The sequence below is a fragment of the Allosphingosinicella sp. genome (assembly GCF_036387215.1).
GTDB lineage: Bacteria > Pseudomonadota > Alphaproteobacteria > Sphingomonadales > Sphingomonadaceae > Allosphingosinicella.
This window is the reverse complement of the sequence record NZ_DASVUE010000205.1, coordinates 1-2,004: the sequence shown is the minus strand read 5'-3', so window position 1 is coordinate 2,004 and position 2,004 is coordinate 1. Positions and strand designations below refer to the sequence as shown.

Genomic DNA, 2,004 nt, shown 5'->3' with positions numbered 1-2,004 from the left:
CGAGGCGGACGCGTGGGGCGACAACGCCGCGCTGATGAATTGCTGATGGACCTGACGGAGGTCTGATTTTTCCCCTCGCAGCGGCCCTTAAAGCCCGCCAGGTGCCCGATTCAGCCCCTGCGATAGTCCGGCGGGATGCGTGCCGAACGCCAGTAATCTTCCAGGCCGATAGCCCTGGTGATCGCCCCGAAGCGCGGATCGGCCCGCAACGGCGCCATTGGCGGGGTGAAGAGGAATTGGGTGTAGCGCGGCTGCTCCTGGCCGGCGGCCACCGGACCTTCGCGGAAATAAGCCTCAAGGGCCTCGAAGGCCAGGTCGGCCCGCCCCAGCGCCGCGAAGACGGGCGCGACGACGGGCGCGGAGCCGGCCTGCTCGATCAGCATTGCCCGCTGCGCGGAGAGCGCGGCTGCGACTGCGCCGGGGTCGCGAGTTCCGATCGCCCGCGCGAGCACGATCCGACTGGACACCGCGGCCGTATCCGAGCCGGCGATCCACTTGTCCGGATCGTTCACGAAGGCGATTGCCGCAGCCGACCGGCCGCTAAATGCCAGCAGCTCGTATTTCGTGTCCCAAAGCAACTGATATTGCGGCCAGCGCTCGAGCGCCGAGTCCACCAGGCTGTCGGCCTCCCGCAGCCGCCCTCCGCTCCACAAAGCGAAAACGAGGAAGCTGGTCGCCATCGGCAGGAACGAGTCGCTGTCGAGCAGCTTTCGGTTGTGCTGGATGCCTTCCTCCCAGCGCCCGACTTCGTAGAGGATCACCGCGAGGTGGAAGCGCAGCAGCCAGTGATCGGGGTAGCGCGCCAGCAGCCGGCGCAGGTCGCGCTCGGATCTCGCCCAGTCGCGATACCATGGCCTGATCAGGACCAATGCGGCCTGGGCGTCGGCATTGTCCGGATCCAGCGCCAGCGCGCGGCGCGCAGCCGAGCGCATCTGCTCCGCTCGGGGCCCTTCGGTGCCGGGAGAGCTTTGCAGGACATGGAGATAGGCGAGCGCCAGCGCGCCCCACGCGTCGGAATAAAGGGGATCCGCCTCGACCGCCTGCTCGAAATAGGCGATCACCTGCTTCCTCTGATCGGGCAGGCCCTGGCGCTGCGCCTGCACGCCTCGGCGATACAGTTCGAGCGCCTCGGCCGACGGCGCGTGGGCGGACGGGGCGGCGTTTCTGAAATAGAGTGCGGCCGCGCCTGCCACGATCGCCGCCACCGCGCCTCCGACGACGAGGCGGCGGCCGACATCCTGTCGCTGCCCCTCACCCGCCTGCCCGGGGATCGCGAGGCTGGGCGGAGGCGCACCGTCGACCACCATTCGATAACCCACTTTTGTGATCGTCTCGAGCTGGAACGAGTCGTTCCCAAGGTTCGAAGCGATATCGCGAACGCGCGAGATCACCCGGTGGATCGCATTCTCGCCTACGATCCGGCCGCCCCAGCACCGCTCGATCAGCTCGTCGCGGGTCAGGATCGCCCCATTCGCCCGGGCGAGGGCGACCAGGACCTGCATCACGCGCGGTTCGAGCGTCTCGCTCTTGCCGTTGCGGATCACCTGCCGCGTCGGGGGATGAACTTCCACTTCGCCAAGCCGGAAGGCCGGTTCATGAGCCAGGTTGATGGGAGCGCCGGGTTCTCCATTGCCTGTCGCCATCCGATCCCCCTCGTCCCTGCGAAGAGGGTATCCCCGGGCCCCGAAGATGCCAAGTGCCGGCCGCTAGAGCCTCACCAGCATCTTGCCCATATTCTCGCCCTTGAAGAGGCCGAGGAATGCTTCCGGCACGGTCTCGATCCCCTCCAGCACCGTCTCGCGGGATTTCACCTGCCCGCTAGCGATCCAGCCGCCCATGTCGCGGTAGAAGTCCGGCATCTCCGGCAGATAATCGGTGTAGATGAAGCCCTTCAGCATGATCCGCGCGCCGATGATCCGCATCAGATAGCGAAGCGCGGGCGGCTGGCCGCCATTATAGCTGTCGATCATCCCGCAGATCGCGAAGCGGGCGTTGTTGCGCGCG

At 67.2% G+C, this 2,004-nt stretch carries 1 protein-coding gene and 1 pseudogene; both read right to left on the bottom strand.

All coding sequences use genetic code 11. From position 1 onward, the window contains the following. Nucleotides 1-110 precede the first annotated feature (110 nt). Nucleotides 111-1,643 carry a winged helix-turn-helix domain-containing protein gene (locus tag VF662_RS08210; protein WP_464139744.1) on the bottom strand — a complete coding sequence of 511 codons (1,533 nt, stop codon included), beginning with the start codon at nt 1,641-1,643 and terminating at the stop codon, nt 111-113. Between the two features lie 63 nt (nt 1,644-1,706). Next, nucleotides 1,707-2,004: pseudogene (locus VF662_RS08205) on the bottom strand (NADP-dependent oxidoreductase); the annotation flags it as partial.

What these genes read in the sequence shown, in the direction of transcription:
- VF662_RS08210 (WP_464139744.1), bottom strand. Translation starts at nt 1,643, where the DNA reads ATGGCGACAGGCAATGGAGAACCCGGCGCTCCCATCAACCTGGCTCAT.